Below are 6,069 nucleotides of genomic sequence, written 5' to 3'. Positions count from 1 at the left end.
CGGGTCCAACTCCGCGGCGGAGCGCGGTGCGTTGAAGTCCCCGAGGAGCACCTGCCGCGCTCCCGGGGCGGCGCGCCGCTCGCTCGCCATGATCCGCCGCGTGTCCGCGACCTGCGCCACCCTTACAGCCGGATCCGGCCGGTAGTCCAGGTGGGTCACGAAGACCTGCACCGGGACGCCGCGCACCTTCAGCGTGACCTCGCCGAAGCCGGGCGCGGGCGCCGGCACGGGGTCCGGGTCCTGCGTGGACAGGCGGGTGATCTCGTGGTTGACGGCGGAGCGGATCGGATACCGGGAGAGCACCGCCACCCCGAACTCGCGCCGCGGCTCCCCCGCGGTCTGCGGATCGAGGCTGTAGATCGGCGCGAACGACACCCGCATCCCGAGCCGGTCCGCCAACTCGCGGGCCACATCGAGGTTCCGGCTGCGCGCGCTCCAGTGGACGTCGACCTCCTGGAGCCCGATCACGTCGGCGTCGAGCGCGCGCAGTGCGGCCTCCTGCCGGTCGAGATCGAAGACGTTGTCCATGCCGGAGCCGAAGTGGATGTTGTACGAGGCGATCCGCAGCGGGACCGGGGTGACGTGCCGGGGCGTGGCGGCGGCGGGCGGGGCCGCGGCGACGAGGCCCAGGAGGAGTGCGGACAGGGCCGTGGAAGACAGGGCTCGCGTGCGCGTCGGCATGGCGGAACCGTACGCCGAAAACTGACTTGTACACCGTATAGCTGTCCTCTTACGGTGTACAGGAAATCACCGGCGACAGGGGGACGCATGACGACCACGACCACTGAGAACACCACGGGGCCCAGCGCGGCCGGCGGACACCCGCAGCGCTGGCTGATCCTGGGCGTCATCTGCCTCGCGCAGCTGACCGTGCTGCTCGACAACACCGTCCTGAACGTCGCGATCCCCTCCCTCACCGAGGAACTGCGCGCGTCGACCTCCGACATCCAGTGGGTCATCAGCGCGTACTCGCTCGTCCAGTCGGGGCTGTTGCTCACCGCGGGCAGCAGCGCGGACCGGTACGGGCGCAAGAAGATGCTCGCCGCGGGACTCGTCCTGTTCGGTGCCGGCTCGCTCGTCGCCGGACTGGCGGACACCACCGGGCAGTTGATCGCCGCGCGGGCCGGGATGGGCGTGGGCGGCGCGCTGCTGATGACCACGACCCTCGCCGTCGTCGTGCAGATCTTCGACGACACCGAGCGGGTCAGGGCGATCGGCCTGTGGGCGACGGTCAACTCGCTCGGCTTCGCCGTCGGCCCGCTCCTCGGCGGCGTGCTGCTCGACCACTTCTGGTGGGGCGCGATCTTCCTCGTCAACATCCCGGTCGCGGTCGTCGGCCTCGTCGCCGTCCTGGCGCTCGTGCCCGAGTCGAAGAACCCGCGCGGCGACCGGCCCGACCTGCCCGGCGCCGTGCTCTCCACCATCGGCATGGCCGCCGTCGTCTACGCCATCATCTCGGGCCCCGGCGAGGGCTGGACCTCCGCCGCCACGCTCCTGCCGGCCGCGGTCGGCGTCGGCGTCATGGCCGCGTTCGTGGCGTGGGAGCTGCGCAGCCCGCACCCGATGCTGGACATGCACTTCTTCCGCGACCAGCGGTTCACCGGCGCGGTCGCCGGGGCCGTCCTGGTCGCGTTCGGCATGGGCGGCTCGCTCTTCCTGCTCACCCAGCACCTGCAGTTCGTGCTCGGTTACGGGCCGCTCGACGCGGGCCTGCGTACCGCGCCGCTCGCCCTCACCGTCGTCGCGCTCAACCTGACGGGCGTCGGCGCGCGGCTGCTGCCCCGGCTCGGCGCGCCCCTGGCCATCGCCGCCGGGATGAGCTGCCTGGCGGCCGGGCTCGCGGCGATCGCGCTGCTCGGCGACGGCTACGGCGGCATGCTGGCCGGCCTGATCGTCATGGGCGCCGGGATCGCCCTCGCGATGCCGGCCATGGCCAACGCCATCATGAGCGCGATCCCGCCGGAGAAGGCGGGCGTGGGCGCGGGCGTCAACGGCACGCTCGCGGAGTTCGGCACCGGGCTCGGCGTGGCGGTGCTCGGCGCCGTCCTCAACGCCCGGTTCGCGGCGCTCGTCCCGGTCGCCGCGGCCTCGCTCCCGGCGGCCCTCGCGGCGGCGGACTCGGCCGGGGAACGGACCCGGGTCGCCGACGCGTTCGCCTCGGGGCTCGCGACCAGTCAGCTGGTCGGGGCCGGCGCGGTGCTCGTCGGCGGGCTGCTCGCCGCCGCGTTGCTGCGGCGGGCGGAGCGGGCCACCTCGGCCGGTGCGGCTTCCGCATAGCATCGAGACGGCGGACGGGCGGGTTCCACGAGGGGCCCGTCCGCACCCGCCGGACCCGAGGAGCCCAGGGAGGGTGCGCCATGGCGAAGGCAGCGCGGATGAGCGTCTGGCTGGAGGACCCCGCGGTCAGGACACCGCGCACCAGGCGCAGCGAGCAGCCGAGCGGCCTGGACCGGGAGCGGATCACCGAGGCGAGCGTGCGGCTGCTCGACGCGGAGGGGCTCGCCAAGTTCTCCATGCGGCGCCTGGCGGCCGAGCTCGGGGTCACGGCGATGTCCGTGTACTGGTACGTCGACACCAAGGACGACCTGCTCGAACTCGCCCTGGACCGGGTCTTCGCCGAGCTGGCCGTCCCCGCGCCGGAGGCGGTCGACGCCGGGGACTGGCGGGTGCACCTGCGCGACCTGGCCGCGAGCTACCGGGCGGTGATCGTGCGCCACCCCTGGATCTCGCCCCAGATGGGCAATTACCTCAACATCGGGCCGAACTCGCTGTCCTTCTCCCGCGCGGTGCAGCGTGTCGTCGCCGCCACCGGGCTCTCCCTGACCCGGCAGCGCGGCGCCATCGCCTCGGTCTTCCAGTTCGTCTACGGCTACGGGACCATCGAGGGCCACTTCCGCCGCCGGTGCGCCGAGGCCGGGCTCTCCCAGGACGACTACTTCCGGGAGGCGATGGCGGTGTTCGAGGTGCCACGGGAGATGGCCGAGGACTTCCGGCACGCCGAGGAGATGGTGGCCGCCGTGGAGGGCGGCCTGACCGTCGAGCAGATGCGCGACATGGACTTCCAGGTCGCGCTCGACCTGCTCGTGGCGGGCATCGAGGCCCTGGTCGCCCAGGAGGCCCGGGAGGACCCGGCGCCCTGAGACCCGCCGGCCCCCCGCGCCGGTATCAGCCCTCTTCGGCCAGCCGCGCCGGGAAGCCGCCGGTGGCGATCGGGCCCCACGCCGCGGGGGTGACCCGGATGATCGACTTGCCCTGCTTCAGCATCGCCTGCCGGTACTCGTCCCAGTCCGGGTGCTCGCCCGAGATGTTCCGGAAGTACTCCACCAGCGGCTCCACCGAGTCGGGGGAGTCGATGACCTCGGCGGTGCCGTCGACCTGGACCCAGGGGCCGTTCCACTCGTCGCTGAGGACCAGCACGCTCACCCGCGGGTTCCGCTTGGCGTTGCGCGTCTTCGCGCGCTCGGGGTAGGTCGACATGACGATCCGCCCCGAGTCGTCGACGCCGCAGGTCAGCGGAGAGGCCTGCGGGGAGCCGTCGGCGCGGGCGGTGATCAGCAGGGCGCGGTGGCGGGGGCGTACGAAGTCGAGCAACTCGTCGAGGCTGACACGGGTGTTGGTCGCGATGTTCGGAGCCATGGACCCAGCCTAAGCCGCACCCGGCCCGCGTGGACGCTCACGGCTCGCAGGCCCGCAGCGCCTCCTCGACGCTGTCGTGCACGGGGATGTCCCGCCGGGTCTGCGCGAGGGTCAGAACCCGGCGCACCGGCCCCGCGCCGGGGGCCGCCACCCGCATCCGGGCACCGTGCCGGTCCAGGAGATGGCGGCGCAGCTGTGACAGCAGCCGCACGCCCTGGGAGTCGACGAAGACGGTACGGGTCAGATCGAGGATGAACTCGCGGCACCGGTCGGCCCGCTCGTCCGCCAGGGCGCACGCCTCCGCGAGCAGCGACGGGGCGTTGCCGAGGTCGATCTCCGCCGGGAACGTCAGGAGGGTGCGGTCCGCGAGGTCGACGGGTGCCAGTTGAACGGGTGCGGGCACAGGGGTTCACCTGCCATGCCGGTACTGGTGGTCGGTCGGTGGACGACGAGCCGCTTCCTGACCCGGTCCCATTCCACCACCGAAGCGGGGGCCCTCGCTGGCTCCCGAGCAAATCCACGTCGTCTTAAGGAAACGGATAGAGTTCTGTACGTCCTGCGCTCGCAGTCGGGAATGTGCTGCGGAGCTCTCCCCGCGCATGCCCTTTTTGGGCATGCTCGCTGAAGAGGTTCGTGGTGGTTGCGCCCAGTTTTCCCGAAGTGCCCTATTCCTCTGCCGGTTTTCAGCTGGCGGAGGCGCTGACCGTTGCCGCGCGTCAGCTCCACGAGCAGTCCGGCCCCGCCGCCACGCTGCGGACCGCCGTACGGCTCGCCGTGCACCTGGTGCCGGGGGTCGAGCACGCCGGCATCGTCACCGTCGGCCGCGACCTCGTGCCCGACTCCGTCGCCTGGAGCGACGACGTGGCCCGCAGCGCCCAGGCGCTGACCGGGATGCCGGGCCACCGGCCCTTCTGGGAGCAGCTGTGGTCCGCGCCCGTCGCCACCCTCGCGGACACCACGGAGAAGAACGGGCCGGGGCAGAGCCTGTCCGTGCTCGGGGTGCGGGCCGTGCTGGCGTTGCGGCTGCGCACCGACCGCAACCGCCTGACGGCGCTCGTGCTGTACGGCCGCAAGCCAGGCGGCCACGACGAGACGAGCCTGCGCGTGGGCCGGATGCTCGCCGCGCACGTCTCCGTCGCGCACGACTCCGCCACCGTCCAGGAACAGCTCACGGCGGCGATGCGCACCCGGGACCTCATCGGCCAGGCCACCGGGCTGCTCATGGCGCGCGAGGGCGTCGACGCGGCCGAGGCGTTCGACCACCTCGTACGGGCCTCGCAGCAGCAGAACATCAAGCTCAGGGAGCTGGCGCAGCGCTACGTGGACTCCGCCGCGCGGCCGCGTGACGCGTGAGGCCCCGCCGCGGCGGCCGGTGACCCGGGCCGGCGGAGCGCCGTCGAGCCGGGGGGAGTCCACCGAACGCCGCCCCGGCCGCAACCGCTCCGCCGGGCGGGCTCAGACCTGCGGCAGGGCGTCGCCCTGGACCGCCTGGATGTCGAGCTCCACCTTCAGCGTCGCGCCGATCGCCGCGATGCCGGCCTGGACGACCTGGTTGTAGTTCATCGCGAAGTCCTCGCGCTTCAGCTCGGCCGTCGCCTTGAAGGCCGCGCGGGTGCCGCCCCAGGGGTCGGCGCCGGTGCCCAGGTAGCTCAGGTCGAGGTCGACCTGGCGGACCACGCCGTGCAGGCTCAGCTCGCCGTGGACGGTCCAGCGGTCCGGGCCGGCCGGCTCCAGCGCGGTGCTGCGGTAGGTGATCTCGGGGTGCGTCTCCACGTCCAGGAAGTCCGGCGACTTCAGGTGGCCGTCGCGCATGCCGTTGCCGGTGTCGATCGACGCGGCCCGGATCACGGCCTCGACGCGGGACTTCTCCACGTCCTGGGCGATGTCGACGCGGGCGGTGAAGTCGGTGAACCGGCCGTGCACGCTGGTGATCCCCAGGTGCTGGGCGGTCGCCGCGACGGTGGAGTGCGCCGGGTCGACCGTCCACGGCCCGGGCGGCGGCAGTTCGGCGCCGCCCTGCCGGGCCAGCACGACCGTGCCCACCTCGGCCCGGCCGGTCGCCGTGACCAGGGCGGTGGAGGCCACGGGGGCGTACCCGACGGCGGTGACGATCACCGTGTAGGGGCCGGGGGTCAGCGCGGCCGCGTCGTGCACGGCGCCCTCGTCGTCGGCCTCGGCCCGCAGCACCTGCGCGCCCGTCATGTCGGTCACCGTGACGACGGCGTGCGGCAGGGCCCACCCGTCCCGCGTACGGATCCGCGCACTCAGTCCCATCAGACACAACTCCTAGCTCAAGTTCTCACACACGTAAGGGAATCGGGGTGACCCCGGACGTGAACGGGCCCCGGCCCGTGACGTCTCGGCCGTCCCCTGCCGTTAACGACGCCACCGGGTCCGGGGCCCATTTCCCACAACCGGTCCGGCAGGCCCGCG

The 6,069-nt window shown here is 73.1% G+C and carries 7 protein-coding genes; 3 read left to right on the top strand and 4 right to left on the bottom strand.

Going from position 1 to position 6,069, the window contains the following annotated elements; translation table 11 throughout:
• Positions 1-681: endonuclease/exonuclease/phosphatase family protein (locus ABZY33_RS03780; RefSeq protein WP_356489828.1), on the bottom strand; the 681-nt coding region annotated here is incomplete at its 3' end.
• An 87-nt stretch (positions 682-768) separates the two neighbouring features.
• On the opposite strand from ABZY33_RS03780, the gene ABZY33_RS03775 reads away from it, so the two are divergent.
• Positions 769-2,277, top strand: a complete 1,509-nt coding sequence (locus ABZY33_RS03775) for an MFS transporter (protein ID WP_356489827.1) — start codon at positions 769-771, stop codon at positions 2,275-2,277.
• 80 nt (positions 2,278-2,357) lie between these two features.
• On the top strand, positions 2,358-3,140 hold the full coding sequence (locus tag ABZY33_RS03770; protein ID WP_356489826.1) for a TetR/AcrR family transcriptional regulator: 783 nt from the start codon (positions 2,358-2,360) through the stop codon (positions 3,138-3,140).
• Positions 3,141-3,165: 25 nt separating this feature from the next.
• On the opposite strand, the gene ABZY33_RS03765 is transcribed toward ABZY33_RS03770, so the two are convergent.
• Together ABZY33_RS03765 and ABZY33_RS03760 are read right to left on the bottom strand one after the other, a co-directional pair.
• A complete protein-coding gene (locus tag ABZY33_RS03765; RefSeq protein ID WP_356489825.1) occupies positions 3,166-3,636 on the bottom strand; it encodes a PPOX class F420-dependent oxidoreductase in 471 nt (156 codons plus the stop codon).
• A gap of 37 nt (positions 3,637-3,673) precedes the next feature.
• The gene (locus tag ABZY33_RS03760; RefSeq protein WP_356489824.1) at positions 3,674-4,039 is read right to left on the bottom strand and encodes an STAS domain-containing protein; all 366 of its coding nucleotides are present in this window, start codon (positions 4,037-4,039) and stop codon (positions 3,674-3,676) included.
• A 257-nt stretch (positions 4,040-4,296) separates the two neighbouring features.
• Here ABZY33_RS03760 and ABZY33_RS03755 point away from each other — a divergent pair, with 257 nt between their 5' ends.
• Complete coding sequence (locus tag ABZY33_RS03755; RefSeq protein WP_356489823.1) at positions 4,297-4,989, top strand: ANTAR domain-containing protein; 693 nt, start codon at positions 4,297-4,299, stop codon at positions 4,987-4,989.
• Positions 4,990-5,091: 102 nt separating this feature from the next.
• Here the strand turns inward: ABZY33_RS03755 and ABZY33_RS03750 are convergent, their stop codons facing one another.
• Positions 5,092-5,910, bottom strand: coding sequence for a YceI family protein (locus ABZY33_RS03750; protein WP_356489822.1), 819 nt, complete (start codon positions 5,908-5,910; stop codon positions 5,092-5,094).
• Positions 5,911-6,069: the final 159 nt, after the last annotated feature.

The sequence above is a fragment of the Streptomyces sp. NPDC006552 genome, assembly GCF_040611655.1.
Classification (GTDB): Bacteria; Actinomycetota; Actinomycetes; order Streptomycetales; family Streptomycetaceae; genus Streptomyces.
The sequence above is the reverse complement of the archived record's forward strand: the minus strand, read 5'-3'. Positions and strand labels throughout refer to the sequence as shown.

Coding starts and splice junctions, on each gene's coding strand:
- ABZY33_RS03765 (WP_356489825.1), bottom strand. CDS start 3,636: ATGGCTCCGAACATCGCGACCAACACCCGTGTCAGCCTCGACGAGTTG.
- ABZY33_RS03750 (WP_356489822.1), bottom strand. CDS start 5,910: ATGGGACTGAGTGCGCGGATCCGTACGCGGGACGGGTGGGCCCTGCCG.
- ABZY33_RS03770 (WP_356489826.1), top strand. CDS start 2,358: ATGGCGAAGGCAGCGCGGATGAGCGTCTGGCTGGAGGACCCCGCGGTC.
- ABZY33_RS03775 (WP_356489827.1), top strand. CDS start 769: ATGACGACCACGACCACTGAGAACACCACGGGGCCCAGCGCGGCCGGC.